Below are 16,079 nucleotides of genomic sequence, written 5' to 3'. Positions count from 1 at the left end.
TTCGATTAAACCGATCCGGTCCATTCCGGACACCTGTTATAGAGCATCTTTTTTCAAAGACAGCGCAGCCGCGGCTGCCGGAAAACCACGTATGGATGGGACTATTTTCAAGCAGGGGCTGATCGCGGGCGGACTGGTCGCGGCGGGGATGGCGCGCAGGTTCGGTGCGTGGAAGGATGCGCGCGGACTCGGCGCGATCTTCACCCTGCATCAGGTGCGCCCATATCTTCCTCTGAGACCCGACCCCAACCGGCATCTGGAAATCACCCCCAAATTCCTGGATACTGCCCTTCGCGCCCTGTGGCGGGAAAATTACGAATTCATCCGCCTGGAAGATGTGCCCGCACGGCTTGCCACAGGGCCAGGTCAAAGGCCGTTTGCGGCCTTTACTCTTGATGATGCCTATTACAGCAGCCGTGACTTCGCCCTGCCGATCTTCGAGCGGTTCGATGCGCCCTTCACGGTTTTTGTCTGCCAGGGCCTCAGCGAGCGCAGCCATGGCCTCTGGTGGGAAACCCTTGCTGCCCTGACCCGCAAGGCTGAGCAGCTGAAATGGGACTTCGACGGCAGGAGGCGCATCCTGTCCACCGACACGCCATTGCGCAAAGCCGCCGCGTTCCGGCAGATCGCCAGCCAGATTACGGCGATGAACGAGGCAGACATGATCGGCAGGCTAAACGGGATGGCGGCAGAGGTCGGCATAGACAGCCGCGACATCGTTGCCAAAGCCATCCTGCCCTCGGAGGCGCTGGCCGATTTTGCCGCCCATCCGCTGGTCAGCCTGGGCGCTCATACGGTCAGCCATCGAGGCTTAACCGGGCTTGATGATGAAACGGTGCAGCAGGAGTTGAAACTCTGCGCCGATTATCTCGAAACCCTGACCGGAACGCGACCGGTCAGTTTCGCCTATCCCTATGGCGATGGCCGTAGCGTCAATCAGCGTACCATCGATTTGGTGCGCGAGGCCGGTTTCCGTCTGGCAGTCACCACCCAGCCCGCGACACTGTTTGCAAAGGACGGACAGCGCTTGCACGCCCTGCCGCGCATTTCACTCAATGGTCATTTCCAGACGCCAGCCACGGTCCGGACGCTGGCATCGGGCATTCCCTTTCGCCTGATGTCACGCAAACCGGCTGCGTGACACACGGAGAAACACAGCCCTTGCGAGATCAAGGATACATACGCACCTTGTTCCAGGGCTGCCCCAGCGCCTCGCGGCGAAACTCGATCCGGTCATGCAGGCGGAATTTACCGTCACGCCAGAATTCGATGGTCAATGGCTTGATCCGGAAACCCGACCAATGGGCTGGACGGGGAATAGACCCCAGGGCGTAACGCGCCGTATATTCGGCAACCGCTTTTTCCAACGCAAACCGGCTCTCCAGCGGCCGCGACTGTTTCGAGGCCCAGGCGCCGATCCGGCTGCCGATCGGTCTTGTCTGGTAATAGGCATCGGCCTCGGCGTCGGACACGACCTCCACTTCGCCGCGCAACCGCACCTGGCGTCGCAGGGATTTCCAGTGAAAGCACATCGCGGCTTTCTTTTGGGAAAGAATCTCCGTACCCTTCTGGCTCTCGAAGTTGGTATAGAAGACGAATCCGTTTTGATCGAAATCTTTCAGCAGCACCATGCGCACATTTGGCAGGCCGCTTTCATCGACTGTCGCCAATGCGACAGCGTTGGGATCGTTGATCTCCGAGGCCTTTGCCTCCGTGAGCCACGTTTCGAACAAGCCAAAAGGTTCATGTTCATCGGTAAAGTCACCGGTTGTTAACTCATTTTGCGACATATTATGTTAAATGCTCCGCATATGCCCGCGCCGCCAACGACGCATGAAGGACAGGACAGGTCTTGAGAGACATAGCAAAGCCGGATCGATGCAGAAAGGGACGCTGGGCGACCAGCGGTCGTTTTATGGCCATGGCGGCGCTTTGCCTCATGTTGGGCGGCTGTGTCGGTGGCGTCATGGACTTCGGAGGCGATACGCCTAAGGTCGATCGGTCGATTTCCACCGGCACCATTCCAAACGAACCGGAAAAGCGGTCCGATCAGGATACGGTTCGCAATGCGGTTTCTTCCGCCGATCTTGAAAAACTGGGTCCGAGCCCGGTTCCCTGGGCCAATACCACAACGGGAAGCGCCGGTGTGATCAACTCGATTTCCGAGGATCGCAGCAATGGCGTGATCTGCCGGGTGTTCGTCACCAGCCGCCATGCCTATGACGGCATTGCCAAATTCTATGGCCGCACCTGCCTGGCCGGCGATGGCCAGTGGCAATTGGTGAATTTCGACAAGCAGTCCTGAGATCAGCAATTCCGTGCTGTAAAAACGCCGATTGCACCGGCTTTCCATGACTTACTAAGGGTTATAGCCGCTGACGGCAGCACCCATTGCGTAAATTCCATTGGCATCAAACCCTGATTCAAGGAATTATTCCCCAAGCGTAACCACTGGTTAGCATCTGCTTCCTAATATAATCATGTCCCGTGGCGAGACAGATAAAGACAATGCTTGCCGCGTATGAGCGTGAATGATTCACCTTTCTGCGAAATTGCTGGGCAAAAATCTTTTGTTCTGAAATTTCCGCAACAGATTGAAAGTGTTACGGTACATCATATTTCCCCTTACGGGTGCGATGTCGTGACCCGGACAGATCTCAATTGAACCGCTCTTGTATTTGGTTGGTGGTAAAATGCGTGATCCCTACTCCATTCTCGGCGTGCAGCGTGATGCTGGTACTGACGAGATCAAGGCTGCCTGGCGCTCGAAAGCCAAGACCTCTCATCCCGATCAGAACCGGGAGGACCCAACAGCAACCCAACGGTTTGCGGAGATCGGGCAGGCCTATGATGTGCTCAAGGACCCCGCAAAACGAAGCCGCTACGACCAGCAACGCTCGAAAATGGACGCCATGAAACGCGAACAGACGATCATGCAACAACGCGAGGAAGCCCGTGCGGCCGCCGAGCGCGCCCGTCAGGCCAAGGCCAATGCGGAGCGCGTCATGGCCGATCTGGCGCGCATCGAGGCGGAAAAGGCCAAGGCTGAAAAAGCCGCCGAAATGCTGAATGTCAAGGTTGAGGCCGCCCGTGCCCGCGCGCAATCGGCCGAAGCCCAGGCCGCCAATGCGTCGGCCGACGCAACAGCAAGCGCCAACGCCTCGGCCAAAGCCCAGGCTCAAACGCAGGCTCAAGCGCAGCCCCAGGCCGCAGCGAAACCGGAAACCGCGAAAGCGGCTCCCGACACCGCCGAAACGGCGGCCTCCAGCCGCCCCGCCAGCCCGGATGCGGCAGACGATGCCGTCTCGAAGATTTTTGGCACCACCCAGACCGAGCAGCGCCAGACCGATCAGCGGCGAGGTGAAGACGAGGCGAGCGAAGACGGTAACCGGTCACGCGGCTTTGCACTTCCGGTTCTTGGCCTGATTTCATCGCTGGTGCGACGCATCCGCAAACCGGCGCCGCCGGTTCTCGAAAAGGCCCCCGACATCATGGTCGAGGCCACCATTGCCATTGACGACCTGTTGCAACACAACACCATTTCCGTCCAGCTCAGCGATGGACGCGAGGTGAGGCTGCCGCTGGAAGCAGGGTATACCGATGGCAGCATTGCCCGGCTGTCCGGCAAGGGGCTGAAAGTGCCGAGCATGTTAACAGGCGATGTGCTGGTCACGCTGCGGGTGTTGAAAAGCCCTGCCTTCAGCGTCGATGGCTATGACATTCACTGCGTGGTGCCGATCAAGCTTGAGGATGCCGTGCTGGGATGCGAGACGGTGATCGAAGGGCCGCAAGGACCGCTCGACATTACCGTACCGGCCTGGACCGGCTCAGACCAGAGCATCCGCATCGACGGCGAAGGCCTGCCCAGCGGCCCGGACGAACGAGGCGCTCTGGTCGTCGAAATCAGGGTCGTGCTCTGGGAAAAACCGGACGAAAAAGTCACAGATCTGATGAAAGTGATGAAGCACGGGCTTTTCCTGTAGTTTCCGCCCCCCGGAAAAATGACGGGGTAAACCGAATTTCGCTGTAATCACACAGTGATAGCCACACCCTTTGTTACGGCTCCTTACAGTATTTGTTGCTTCTCTCCCATGAAGACAGGTGTAGCACAGCTTGAACCAAGGATCGGCCTATGCGATAGGCAGGTTCGATAGAAGTCTCAAGGAGCAAATAATGGCTCAAATTTCGGGCCTCATGGCAGGCAAACGTGGCATCATCATGGGTGTTGCCAATAATCGTTCCATCGCATGGGGCATAGCGAAGGCCTGCCGGGATGCCGGCGCGGAGATTGCGCTGACATGGCAGGGCGATGCGTTGAAGAAGCGTGTCGAGCCGCTGGCCCAGGAGCTTGAGGGCTTCATGGCAGGCGATTGCGACGTGACCGATCTGGAAAGCGTCGATGCTGTGTTCAAGAATGTCGAGGACAAGTGGGGCAAGATCGACTTCGTCGTGCACGCCATCGCCTTTTCCGACAAGGACGAGTTGACCGGCCGCTATCTGGATACCAGCCGCGAAAACTTCGCCCGCACCATGGATATTTCTGTTTATTCGTTTACCGCTGTCGCCAAGCGGGCAGAAGCCATTCTCAAGGATGGCGGCGCATTGCTGACGCTGACCTATTACGGTGCGGAAAAAGTCATGCCGCATTATAATGTGATGGGTGTGGCCAAGGCAGCGCTGGAAGCCAGCGTCCGCTATCTCGCCGTCGACATGGGCAAGCGCGGCATTCGCGTCAATGCCATTTCGGCCGGTCCGATCAAGACCTTGGCAGCCTCCGGCATCGGCGATTTCCGCTATATCCTGAAGTGGAACGAATATAATTCGCCGCTGAAGCGCAATGTCACGACCGACGAAGTCGGCACATCCGGCCTCTATCTGTTGTCGGACCTGTCCAGCGGCGTGACCGGCGAAGTCCATCACGTCGACTGCGGTTACCACACGGTCGGCATGAAGGCCGTGGACGCGCCGGATATGTCGGTCGTCAAGGATTAAGACCCGGATACAAGGCCGGGAACAAGACTTGGAAGGTTCGTCTGCCGTGCTGCTTTACGTCATTCGCCACGGACAGACGGACTGGAACGCCGAAGGTCGGTTTCAGGGCCAGACGGATATTCCGCTGAACGCCACAGGCCGTGGCCAGGCGATGCGCAATGGCGAAACCCTGCGCCATGTGCTGGGCGATACAGTCGATACATTCGATTTCGTCGCCTCCCCTCTTGGCCGCACCCGCGAGACCATGCAGCGGGTCCGCACCGAAATGGGGCTCGACCCCGAGCGTTACCGGCTCGACGACCGGCTAAAGGAAATCTGTTTTGGCGACTGGGAAGGTCATACAACCCGCGAATTGAAAGAGCTGTACCCGGAGCGGGTCAAACAGCGGTCCCAGGGCAAATGGGACTTCATTGCCCCTGGCCAACGGGCTGAAAGCTATGAGATCCTGTCCTGGCGCACCGGTGCCTGGCTTGCCTCAGTCCGCCAGCCAACCGTGGCCGTGACCCATGGCGGCGTTATCCGCAGCCTGTTCCGGCTGATTGGCAATGTCGATGCCAACGAGGCCTGCGCCATGCCAATCCCCCAGGACAAAATTCTCCTGATCGACCTTGAAAACAATAGCCTGAATTGGCTTTGACAGATCGGCGTCAGTTCACGACCTGCAAATCGTCCACAACGCGCTTGCCATCGACCATGGTGTAATAAACCACAACCTTGACGCCGGTCGTCAGGCCGTCGAAATTGAATTCCGCTGGCACCGAATAGGTTTTGCCATCCTCCAGCGTCAGGGTCAGCTTTTCGGTGCTGATCGATTTGATGATCGATTCCACGTCATCGCTTTGCGCAAGCGCACCCACTGGCGAAAACAGGCTGCCGGCCAGCAACAGCATAGCGATAAGGAAGCGCATGGTTTTTGCCCCTGCTTTCGGTCTAGAATCGTCACGTACTTGCAAATAAGCCTCCGAATGTGGCAGAATTTTCCCCTCGCCGGCACTTATCCCCGGCACTTGTCCTAATTGTCATTGAAGATGACAGCTCGGATTCCGTGTTCGAATATCTCAAGTCGTTGCCGCATTTGAAATATTCGAAATTCTTGTCAAGTGAGGATGCACGGGCATCTTCGATGACTTGGCATTAAAGCGCAGCGCGATATTCGAGGATAGCGTCACGCCTAGAATTTTCATTGTATCGCAAGGCTCTACAGCATTGGGTAGAAAACCGGTATCCACTTTTCCCAACGCAAATTCTACTGCATACTTTTTTCGAAAAGACAAACGGCAAACAACAGATCAAAAGCCATCCACAAAGGCGGATGCAAGCATTCCCACCACTGAACACAGCAGACTGTCCTGCACCAATGTTTCAGTCATGAACAGCACCATCCCCTCCCTCACGTTTTATTGACGATACCTTTTAAATCCCACTGATTTCAACTAATATAAATGCTAAATTAACAACCGTTACAATATCATATTACCTAAGATCAAAGCATAGCATCAGATGTTTCAGGCAGAATAAATAGCCGAGTACAACGTCTCAGATGTATGTGAGATATCAGAAATTCTTATCAGCCGAAGATGTGTGAGCATCTTCGATGCCTCGGTATAATGTGTATGGCAGGATAATGACAGAATTCGTAAATCCCGCCGATCTCCAAACACGCCGTTCCAGCAATGTGGCGATGGCGTTATTGGCCCTGGCGTTTGTCCTGCTGACAAGCCTGCTTGCCTATATCGGTTATCTCAATATCACCGACTACCGCGGCCAATTGCGCAGGCAAGTCCAAGCGGACCTGCAGCGGGTCAGCGGGATGATGACCCAAAGAACCGAGGAGAATTTCTTCGCGCTTCGGCATCTTGTCCATGCATTGTCACCGCTTGAAGGCGCTTTGGCCTCGCCACAAACGGAGGGGCTTGTTCGCGGTATTCTAAGGGAACGTCCGGAATTTCGAGCTTTGGCGCTGGCCCGCGGCACTGTCATAGAACAGGTGTGGACGCAGCAAGGGCTCTCCCCCCGGACCAGCATGACGATCGGTTCGGATTCGGACACGGATATGCTATTGCTGGATGACGGGCAATTGCAACTGGATCTCACCGCCGCCGATGTGACGCCCTCCCCTATCCATGTCCGTGCCATTCTGGATACCGCCAAATTCATCCAGTCCGCCATCGCCGATGGCGCCACCGCTCCGGTCGGCAACGGACCGGCTATCGAGATTGCCGTCATGGTGCAGACCGCATCCGGTACGCGCACTGTTTTTGGTAGCCCGTCGCTCGCGACTGAGGATTTGGCCAGGCCGGATTTGGTCAAGCAGAACATCACCGGGGAAAACCCGGAAATACTGACCATGGCGCTTCAAGGCGGGACGCTGCAAGTGTATGGCCGCCCCCGGGCAGGCTGGCAGCAGAAGCCGCAGGATCACAGTAATTTCGTCATGACGCTGGTTGCCGTGGATCTGGCTTTTGCAGCACCGCTTTGCGGCATAGCAATGCTTTTCATCTCCCGTGCCAAACGCCGGCGTGCGCTCCAGCAGATGGAAGACAAGTACCGGGCCTTGACCCGGCGTTTCGAACTGGCAATGGACAGTTCCAATATCGGCATGTGGGAACTTGCAACCGGCAATCCGACCCTCCATCAAGACAGCCGTGCCGCACAATTGCATGGATCAGGCAGCGGCGGCGATCTCGATCAGGACATGACCCGCTGGTTGGAAACCGTGCATCCGGAAGACCGCGCCAAGGCGAAAGCCCATGTTATGGCCTGCCAGCAAGGCGAAAACAGCCAGGATTACCGGGTCGTGCTGGAGAGCGGCGTGATCCGCACCTTGCGCTCCGTCGGCAGCCATGCGGATGCCTCCGGGCATAACCGGGTGACGGGTCTCGTCTGGGACATTACTGCCGATGTCGCCATGCAAAATGACCTCCGAGCTGCCAAGGAGAGCTCAGACATCAAGAATGCGGAGCTGGAACTGGCCCTGGACGAGTTGTCCATCCGAGAGCAGCAGTTGGAAAGCCTGTCCTATCGGTTTGAACTGGCGCTGGATTCCTATGGCTGCGGCGTCTGGGAACATGATTTTTCCACAGGCCACACCGTCTGGGACGAACGCATGTGCTATCTCTATAATATTCCGGCCACCAGCAGTCATATCACCGACGCATTGTGGCTGAGCAAGATCCATAAAGACGACCACGAAATGTTGATGGAGGCCGCACGCAACGCGGTAAAGCAGCATACGCGCCTCAACACCAGCCAGCGGGTATTGTTGGACCAGGGCGGCACACGCTGGGTGCGCTCCGTTGGTCAGGTGCATGTCGACCGTAACGGACGCAAAAAGCTGATCGGCATCAGCTTCGATGTGACGGCCGACGTGCTGCTGACAGAAGAATTGCGCACGGCGAAGGCCGAGGCGGAAGCGCGCAATATCGAGCTTGAACTGACCAAGAACCGGATCGAATTCAATGCCTTGCATGATCCACTGACCGGCCTTGCCAATCGTCGCAAGCTGGATATCGCCCTGGATAGCCTGACGCGGCAGTCCCAGGCAAACAGAAGCCGCTTCACCATTCTGCATCTCGATCTGGATCGGTTCAAGGAAATCAACGACACGCTGGGCCATGCCGCTGGCGATGCCATGCTGGTCAATGCGGCACGGGTTCTGTCACGCCACATGAACAGCGGCGATCTGGTGGCGCGGATTGGCGGAGACGAATTCGTCGTTCTCCTGCATGGGCCAATCGATGCCAAGGCCGCCGCCGAGCTTGCCGAACGCATCATCCAGGACATCAACATACCCGTGGATTTCGAGGGCTTCATCTGTCGCTGCGGCGTTTCCATCGGCATTGCCGAGGCCAAGGGACTGCGAACCGATGCCCGCAAGATCCTGATCAATGCCGATCTGGCGCTTTACGAGGCCAAGCGGCAGGGCCGCAACTGTTTCCAATTCTTCACGGACAATCTCCAGGCCAATATTGTCAGTTCGAAGCGCATTGCCGACGAATTGCTGCATGCCCTTGAAAATGACGAGATCACCGCCTGGTACCAGCCGCAATTCTGCGCCAACAGCATGGAACTGGTCGGCGCCGAGGCGCTGGTCCGCTGGCAGCATCCAACCCGCGGCATCCTGCCCAGCAACAGCTTCCTGAAAGTGGCGGAAGACCTGAATGTCATGGCGCGGATCGACCAGATCGTGCTGGAACTGGCGTTGAAGGACAAGATGCGATGGGCCGCCATGGGGGTGAAACTGCCCAAGATTTCCGTCAATGTCTCTTCCCGCCGCCTGCATGATGCCGGGCTGATCGAGACGCTGGAAAGTCTCAGCATTTCACCCGGCGAAATTTCCTTCGAACTGGTCGAATCGATCTTTCTCGATGAAAGCGAGGATATTGCCACCACCAATATCGAGCGGATCAAGGCGCTGGGCATCGACATCGAGATCGACGACTTCGGCACGGGCCACACCTCGATCATCAGCCTTTTGAAACTGCAACCCAAGCGGCTGAAGATCGACCGGCAATTGGTGATGCCCCTGCTCAATTCCAGCCGGGAACGGGCCATGGTGCGCTCGATCATCGACATCGCCCGCTCTCTTGGAGTGGCAACCGTGGCCGAGGGCGTCGAAAGCACCGCCCATGCCCAGATCCTGCGCGAATTGGGCTGCGACCTCTTGCAAGGCTACGCTTTTGCAAAACCACTCCCCTTCGAGGAATTCGGCCGTTTCGCCTTGCAGACAGACCGCCAGATGGCGTCATAAGCCCCAATTCACGCAAAGCTTTTCCGGTTTTTGCGCCATTGCCGCAAAGAAAGGCTTTTCACGCTCGCAGCTTTTCTACTAAGAGTGGGGCCTTGTAAAAGGCAGGGCTTATCCCCTGGCAAAGCGGACCCGGTTTCAGCATATGTCGCATAATAGTTTCGGTCACCTTTTCCGTGTCACCACCTGGGGCGAAAGCCATGGTCCAGCCCTTGGCGCAGTGGTGGACGGTTGTCCCCCCGGCCTGAAATTCACACTCGAAGACCTGCAAGTCTGGCTCGACAAGCGCAAGCCCGGCCAGTCGCGGTTCGTCACCCAGCGGCGCGAAGACGATCTGGTCAAAGTGCTCTCCGGCGTCATGCCGCAGGACGATGGCTCGATGATCACCACCGGCACACCGATTTCGTTGATGATCGAAAATACCGACCAGCGATCCAAGGATTACGGCGAAATCGCTCAGCAATATCGCCCCGGCCATGCCGATTATACCTACGACCTGAAATATGGCATTCGAGATTATCGCGGTGGCGGACGCTCCTCGGCGCGCGAAACGGCAGCGCGGGTGGCAGCGGGCGGCATTGCCCGCCTGGTTCTGCCCGGCGTCACCATCCGCGGCGCGCTGGTGCAGATCGGCACCCACAAGATCGATCGCGCCAACTGGGATTGGAGCGAGGTTGATAATAACCCGTTCTTTGCGCCGGACCCGAAGATCGTCCCCGTCTGGGAAGACTATCTCGACCAGATCCGCAAGCAGGGCTCCTCGGTTGGTGCCGTGGTGGAGGTGGTGGCCGAAGGCGTACCAGCCGGGCTGGGCGCACCGATCTATGCCAAGCTGGACCAGGATATTACCGCGCTGCTGATGTCGATCAATGCCGTCAAGGGTGTTGAAATCGGCAATGGCTTTGGTGCCGCCGAAATCACCGGCGAGGAAAATGCCGATCAGATGCGCATGGGCAATGACGGGCAGCCGATTTTCCTGTCCAACCATGCCGGCGGCATTCTCGGCGGGATTTCCACCGGCGAGCCCATTGTGGCGCGGTTTGCCATCAAGCCGACCTCGTCCATCCTCACCGAACGCCAGTCGATCGATTCGCAAGGCCGGAATGTCGATATTCGCACAAAGGGCCGCCACGACCCTTGCGTCGGCATCCGGGCCGTGCCGGTTGGCGAGGCGATGGTGGCGTGTGCGCTGGCGGATCATTATCTGCGCGACCGTGGCCAAACCGGTCGTTTGAAGTAAGGAAATCGATCATGACCTATGAGCAGACCCGTGTCGTTGACGCTATCCGGGCTTTTGAAGCCGGTGAAATCGTTATCGTCACCGATGACGACGACCGCGAGAACGAAGGTGACCTGATCGTTGCCGCCGTGCATTGCACGTCGGAGAAGATGGCCTTCATCATCCGCCATACGTCAGGCATCGTCTGCACCCCAATGCCGAAGGAGGAAGCCAAGCGGCTGAACCTGTCGGCCATGGTCGCCGAAAACGACAGCGCCCATACGACAGCCTTTACGGTCAGCGTCGATTTCAAGCATGGAACCACGACCGGCATATCCTCTGATGACCGGACGCTCACAGTTCGCAATCTCGCCAATCCCAATGTCGGTCCCGCCGATTTCGTCCGCCCCGGCCATATTTTCCCGCTGGTGGCGCGCGAAGGTGGCGTGTTGATGCGGTCAGGCCATACGGAAGCAGCCGTCGATCTCTGCCGGCTGGCCAACCTGCCGCCGATCGGCGTGATCTCGGAAATGGTCAATGACGACGGCACGGTGATGCGCGGCCCGCAGGTCTCGGCCTTTGCCGAAAAGCACAAGCTGAAACAGATCTCGGTCGCCGACTTGATTGCCTATCGCCAGCGCAAGGAAACCCTGATCCAGCTGATGTCGACATTCGAGATCCAGACGGCTTATGGCCCGGCCAAGGCCCATGCCTATTCCCTACCCTGGGATCCGATGCAGCATCTGGCGGTGGTGTTCGGTGACATCCGCGACGGCGTCGATATTCCAGTGCGTCTGCATCTGGAAAATGTTGGTGCCGATGTGTTCGGCGGCGCCCGCCAGATCGATAGCATGCTGAAACGGATCGCAGAAAAAGGCCGCGGCATTATCGTTTATCTGCGCGAAGGCTCCGTCGGGGTTGGCGCCTCCACGACGGCCAGGGGAGGCATGCATGACCGCGAGGCCCATCAGGAAGCCCAGACGCGCGAAAGCGAATGGCTGGAAATCGGCCTCGGCGCCCAGATCCTGAAAGATCTCGGCGTCACCTCGATCCGGCTGATGGCCTCGCGTGAACGCCATTACGTCGGCCTGGAGGGCTTTGGCATCAAGATTTCGGAAACCGAGATCGCCTGAAGCCTAGCCATACCCATGATTATACGCGCATCATAAGGTCTCGCACAGCAAGGTTGCGCGGAGAAATGAGTTTTTCAGGAACCCAATCCATGTCACTGAAGCTTTATCTCGCCGGTCCCGAAGTGTTTCTGGCCGATGCCCGCGAAGTGCTCGATGCCAAGGCGGCGATGACACGGGCCTATGGGTTCGAGCCGATCTGCCCCGGCGATATTTCCATTGAACCGGCCCCGACCTTGCATGCGTTCGGGTTGAAAATCAGTGCCGTCGATGAGGATATGATGAACCGGGCCGATGGGGTGATCGCCAATCTCACCCCATTTCGTGGCATTGCCGCCGATCCCGGCACGGCTTTCGAGCTGGGCTATATGTGCGCGCAGGGCAAGCTCGTCGCTGCCTATACCAACATCACCGACAATCACTATGCCCGCACCGCCGGATTTTATCAGGGCAAGGTGACGCTCGGTCCTGATCAGCGCAAGCGCGGGCCGGATGGTCTGTCATTGGAGGATTTCGATATGATCGAAAATCTTATGCTGCATGGCGGGGTCGAACGCCGTGGCGGGCCGATTTTTACCCATCAGGCGCAAGCCGATCAGCTCTATAGCGACCTGACGGCTTTCGAGCTTTGCCTGAAGGCACTGTCGGCGAAGCTTCCCACCGTAGTATAGTTCAAGTCTTGCAGGTCTCACGCGCCGAATAGTTGTATAATTCGAATTGATCTTTACAAATTCTAACAAAATTGTGGGGAAATTCGTATTTTCTTCAGTAGAAAATGTTGATAAAACTAGATCTAGTGCAAATGCCTACCGGCTCCACAATTTCTCGGAAAAACCGGATCTGACGCAAGCCTCGCGCAAGCTTCGTTCGTTAATAAAGGGTTAACGAAGCGAACAGAAAGGGCCTGCGATGAGGATCGACAGCAGCCTTGGCAATTCACAGTATCAGAGCCGCTACATTCATGGCGCGTCCAGCGTCGAAGATGTTGCCGTAGAGTCTGCGACCACGCCCCGCTCGCGCTCTGCCGGTGGAAATTCCACCAGCACGCTATTGTCTGCCTCCCTGGCCAACGCGCTCTGGAGCCTGGATTCGACCAAGAAAACAGCTGGTGTGAAAACCGGCGCCTCGGCGGCCATCGACGAGGCAAAAGCAGCATCTCCGATCCAGCAGGTCGAAGCGCATTATCTGGAATATATGGATACGGACGAGGAGTAGCCACGGCTTTGCCATGGCTATGCGAAAGAAGGGTGTGTGGCGGCACACCCTTTTTTGCGTTATCTCTCGGTATGGAACAACTGATAAACGGTTGAGGAAACCATGCCTGTTATCAAAGCTGAAAACGCCGCCTTGGATATTGGCACCGCCGAGGGCATCAACGCTGAACTTGGCCCCTACAGTGCACGGCGCTTAAGCGATGCGGGCGGCCTGACACAATTCGGCGCGCTCCTGGAAACATTGCCGCCCGGCTCCCGTTCGTCTCACAAACACTGGCATGAGCAGGAAGACGAGTTCATCTATATGCTCACGGGGACTGCCACCTTGCTTGAGGGCGACGTGGTCACCGAGATGATGCCGGGCGATGCAGCGACGTTCAAGGCCGGTGTTCCCCTTGGCCATTGCCTGGAAAACCGCTCCAATGCGGATTGCGTCTATCTGGTGGTCGGCACCCGCTCTCCCGATGAGATTGTCCATTATGCCGATAAGGACATGATGATGACCAAGGTGAATTTTGTGAAGATCCTCACGGATCGCGCTGGCAAGCCGCTCAAGGACTGAGCCAACCCTCCCCGTAGCTCACCGTCTCCACCCCGGTAAAGCGGGCAAGTCTTGCCAGTTCCTGATCGAGCTTTTCCAACCGTCCGGTTGAGGGCCTGATGCCCGGCTCCAACCATAACCGTTTCACATCCAGCGTGCCAGCTTTGCGATTGGCCTTCATATCGATCCGGCCAATCAGCCGGTCACTTTCCAGCAGCGGAAAGACGTAATAGCCATATTGCCGTTTCGGCTCCGGCACGAACACCTCGATCCGGTAGAAGAAGCCGAACAGGCGCTCGGTGCGAGCGCGATCGCGGATCAGAGGATCGAAAGGACTGAGGACGCGGATGCGGGCGGGTGGCTCTGGTGGAGTGGTCAGTGTTTCCAGCCGATCCGCCAGCGCGAAGGAAGAGCGCGGCTTTCCGCCATCGGCAGGGGCAATCTCGATCTCCTCAAGCTCGGCGCGATGGGTCTCGAGCCAGAGTTTTGCCTCCTGCGGGCTGACCAGATTCCAGAAAGCGGCGATTTCACCTGACGTGGCGAAACCCAGCCGGATCAGCGCTTCGCGGCAGGCCCAATCGATGAACGCTTCATGCGTAACCTCGGCCTGCAAATGGTCCGGAAGAATGCAGCGCTCCGTCAGGTCATAGATCTTCTGAAAATTGTCCCGACCGGAAATCGATAGCTTGCCGGTGCGCCACAGAAATTCCAGCGCGGTTTTCGACGGATGCCAGTTCCACCAGCCGCCGGATTTATGGTCGCCTTCCTTCATGTCCCGCGACAAGGCCGGGCCGCCCTCGGTAATCCGCCGGTGGGTTTCCTCGAAAGCTGCCTCGAAGCCCGGCTCGCGCCAACTGCGCCAACGCTCCAGAATCCGGCTTTCCTCGCGCCGGAACCGGTGTTTCCAATAGGGGAAAAAAGCGGAAGGCAGGATCGAGGCATCATGGGTCCAATGCTCGAACAGCAGCCGGTCCTGCTCCAGCAATGCCGTCAGATCTTCGCGCCGGTAGGTCTGATGGCGCGAAAACAGGATCTGGTGATGCGCCCGCTCCACCGTGCCGATACTATCCACCTGCACAAAGCCGAGATCGGTGATCAGCGCCAGCAGGCCCTGGCGGTTCAACGCTCGCCCCGGTGGCCGGGAAAGCCCCTGCCGCTCCAAAAAAATCCGCCGTGCCGTCCTGTTGTCTATCCCTATCGCCATAAGCTGACGATAGGGTATGTTCTCTTTTTGTTCAAGATGGTTTTCTCTTAAAAAGTGCGTTCAACGCCGATCCGCCACCACTTTCGCCATAACGCAGAGCAGTTCAAACATCATGGTAGCACCGGCCAGCGCCGTCATACCGCCGACATCGAAGGGTGGCGCGACTTCCACCACATCGGCACCGACAATATTGACGCCCTCCAGCAGCCGCACCATGGCCTGCACTTCGCGGGTCAGGAAGCCGCCGATTTCCGGTGTGCCGGTTCCAGGCGCCATCGATGGGTCGATGCAGTCGATATCGAAGCTGACATAGGTCGGGCCATCACCGGCAATGGCGCGGGCTTCCGCCATCACGTCTGCCACGCTGCGGGCGACGAATTCCTCCATATAAATAATGCGGATGCCCTGGTCCTTGGCCCATTGATGTTCATCGACTTCGTAATTGGAGCTGCGAATGCCGATCTGCACCATGCGTTTCGGATCGAGCAGGCCCTCCTCAATGGCGCGGCGAAAGGGCGTGCCGTGGGTAAAGCGCTGGCCGCCGAAATAGCTGTCATTGGTATCGGAATGGGCATCGAAATGAATGAGCCCGACTGGCTGAGATTTCGCCACCGCCCGTAGCACCGGCAGTGTCGTCAAATGATCGCCCCCGGCGCAGAGCGGCAGGGCTCCCGCTGCAACCACCGCCGCCACGCCGTCTTCTATCTGTTGAAGCGCCAGCATCAGGTCGATGGGGTTGACGGTCACATCCCCCACATCGGCAATATTGGCAAGGATGAACGGCTCGATTTTTGAGACATGATGCACCCGGCGCATCAGGCTGGACTGGTTGCGGACCTCGCGCGGCCCATGGCGGGCACCGGCCCGGTTGGTGGTGCCGCCATCCCAGGGAATGCCGATCAGCGCAATATCAAGCCCTTCCGCCGAGGTCACGGCAGGCAGACGCATGAAGGTGGCATGTCCGGCAAAACGCGGCACTTCAGCGGCATCGACAGGCTGATGAAAGGATGAGGTCACGGGCGGGTCCTTCGG

Annotated in this window: 15 protein-coding genes; 11 read left to right on the top strand and 4 right to left on the bottom strand. The window is 57.9% G+C overall.

Features of this window, described 5'->3' with window-relative positions; translation table 11 throughout:
• Nucleotides 1–91 precede the first annotated feature (91 nt).
• Nucleotides 92–1,141 carry a polysaccharide deacetylase family protein gene (locus AVI_RS04095; RefSeq protein ID WP_015915151.1) on the top strand — a complete coding sequence of 350 codons (1,050 nt, stop codon included), beginning with the start codon at nt 92–94 and terminating at the stop codon, nt 1,139–1,141.
• A gap of 28 nt (nt 1,142–1,169) precedes the next feature.
• Here the strand turns inward: AVI_RS04095 and pdxH are convergent, their stop codons facing one another.
• A complete protein-coding gene (gene pdxH / locus AVI_RS04090; protein ID WP_015915150.1) occupies nt 1,170–1,790 on the bottom strand; it encodes a pyridoxamine 5'-phosphate oxidase in 621 nt (206 codons plus the stop codon).
• A gap of 62 nt (nt 1,791–1,852) precedes the next feature.
• On the opposite strand from pdxH, the gene AVI_RS04085 reads away from it, so the two are divergent.
• The 4 genes from AVI_RS04085 (at nt 1,853) to AVI_RS04070 (ending at nt 5,629) form a co-directional block, all read left to right on the top strand.
• Nucleotides 1,853–2,305: an RT0821/Lpp0805 family surface protein gene (locus AVI_RS04085; RefSeq protein ID WP_015915149.1), complete on the top strand. Its 453-nt coding sequence runs from the start codon at nt 1,853–1,855 to the stop codon at nt 2,303–2,305.
• A 388-nt stretch (nt 2,306–2,693) separates the two neighbouring features.
• Nucleotides 2,694–3,983 carry a DnaJ C-terminal domain-containing protein gene (locus AVI_RS04080; RefSeq protein WP_015915148.1) on the top strand — a complete coding sequence of 430 codons (1,290 nt, stop codon included), beginning with the start codon at nt 2,694–2,696 and terminating at the stop codon, nt 3,981–3,983.
• A gap of 190 nt (nt 3,984–4,173) precedes the next feature.
• Entirely contained in the window at nt 4,174–4,992 is an 819-nt protein-coding gene (gene fabI, locus AVI_RS04075; RefSeq protein WP_041696286.1) for an enoyl-ACP reductase FabI, read from the top strand.
• 46 nt (nt 4,993–5,038) lie between these two features.
• Nucleotides 5,039–5,629, top strand: a complete 591-nt coding sequence (locus AVI_RS04070) for a histidine phosphatase family protein (RefSeq protein ID WP_015915146.1) — start codon at nt 5,039–5,041, stop codon at nt 5,627–5,629.
• Between the two features lie 10 nt (nt 5,630–5,639).
• On the opposite strand, the gene AVI_RS04065 is transcribed toward AVI_RS04070, so the two are convergent.
• Entirely contained in the window at nt 5,640–5,900 is a 261-nt protein-coding gene (locus AVI_RS04065) for a DUF1344 domain-containing protein (RefSeq protein ID WP_015915145.1), read from the bottom strand.
• A gap of 716 nt (nt 5,901–6,616) precedes the next feature.
• Between AVI_RS04065 and AVI_RS04060 the strand changes: the two genes are divergently transcribed.
• The 6 genes from AVI_RS04060 (at nt 6,617) to AVI_RS04035 (ending at nt 13,864) form a co-directional block, all read left to right on the top strand.
• The gene (locus AVI_RS04060; RefSeq protein WP_234617837.1) at nt 6,617–9,742 is read left to right on the top strand and encodes a bifunctional diguanylate cyclase/phosphodiesterase; all 3,126 of its coding nucleotides are present in this window, start codon (nt 6,617–6,619) and stop codon (nt 9,740–9,742) included.
• 142 nt (nt 9,743–9,884) lie between these two features.
• A complete protein-coding gene (aroC, locus tag AVI_RS04055) occupies nt 9,885–10,979 on the top strand; it encodes a chorismate synthase (RefSeq protein WP_015915143.1) in 1,095 nt (364 codons plus the stop codon).
• A gap of 11 nt (nt 10,980–10,990) precedes the next feature.
• Nucleotides 10,991–12,091, top strand: coding sequence for a 3,4-dihydroxy-2-butanone-4-phosphate synthase (gene ribB / locus AVI_RS04050; RefSeq protein ID WP_015915142.1), 1,101 nt, complete (start codon nt 10,991–10,993; stop codon nt 12,089–12,091).
• An 89-nt stretch (nt 12,092–12,180) separates the two neighbouring features.
• Nucleotides 12,181–12,759, top strand: coding sequence for a nucleoside 2-deoxyribosyltransferase (locus AVI_RS04045; RefSeq protein ID WP_015915141.1), 579 nt, complete (start codon nt 12,181–12,183; stop codon nt 12,757–12,759).
• Between the two features lie 238 nt (nt 12,760–12,997).
• Complete coding sequence (locus tag AVI_RS04040) at nt 12,998–13,303, top strand: hypothetical protein (RefSeq protein ID WP_015915140.1); 306 nt, start codon at nt 12,998–13,000, stop codon at nt 13,301–13,303.
• A 102-nt stretch (nt 13,304–13,405) separates the two neighbouring features.
• Nucleotides 13,406–13,864, top strand: a complete 459-nt coding sequence (locus AVI_RS04035; protein WP_015915139.1) for a cupin domain-containing protein — start codon at nt 13,406–13,408, stop codon at nt 13,862–13,864.
• Here AVI_RS04035 and AVI_RS04030 read toward each other — a convergent pair.
• Both AVI_RS04030 and speB read right to left on the bottom strand, forming a co-directional pair.
• Complete coding sequence (locus AVI_RS04030) at nt 13,854–15,047, bottom strand: winged helix-turn-helix domain-containing protein (protein ID WP_015915138.1); 1,194 nt, start codon at nt 15,045–15,047, stop codon at nt 13,854–13,856. The two genes, AVI_RS04035 and AVI_RS04030, sit on opposite strands and share 11 nt — an antisense overlap.
• Before the next feature lie 60 nt (nt 15,048–15,107).
• A complete protein-coding gene (gene speB / locus AVI_RS04025; protein WP_015915137.1) occupies nt 15,108–16,064 on the bottom strand; it encodes an agmatinase in 957 nt (318 codons plus the stop codon).
• Nucleotides 16,065–16,079 lie beyond the last annotated feature (15 nt).

The organism is Allorhizobium ampelinum S4, from assembly GCF_000016285.1.
Taxonomy (GTDB): domain Bacteria; phylum Pseudomonadota; class Alphaproteobacteria; order Rhizobiales; family Rhizobiaceae; genus Allorhizobium; species Allorhizobium ampelinum.
Note: the sequence above shows the minus strand (reverse complement) of the source record. Positions and strands in the feature narration are given on the sequence as shown.